Annotated in this window: 1 pseudogene; it reads left to right on the top strand. The window is 62.4% G+C overall.

Annotation, left to right across the window (positions count from 1 at the left end):
* Positions 1–255, top strand: a pseudogene (locus GM658_RS28765) (S8 family serine peptidase); the annotation flags it as partial.

Raw genomic sequence — 255 nt, 5'->3', positions numbered from 1 at the left:
CCAACGTCTCGTTCTCCAACGCGGCCAATAGCACCGCCGTGCAAAGCGCCGGCAACTACCTCAAGAGCAAGGGCGGCCTGCTGTTCGTGTCGGCCAACAACAATGCCCGCGACGAAGGCTTCACCCCATCGACCGCGCTGATCGCCGTGTCTTCCACTGACAGCAACGACAACCTGTCGAGCTTCTCCAGCTACGGCGCCTTCGTCTCGCTGTCGGCGCCTGGCTCGAACATCTACACCACTAACAACGGCGGCG

Origin of the sequence: Massilia eburnea, from assembly GCF_009720745.1 — a bacterium.
GTDB classification, from domain to species: domain Bacteria; phylum Pseudomonadota; class Gammaproteobacteria; order Burkholderiales; family Burkholderiaceae_D; genus Rugamonas; species Rugamonas eburnea.
Note: the sequence above shows the minus strand (reverse complement) of the source record. Positions and strands in the feature narration are given on the sequence as shown.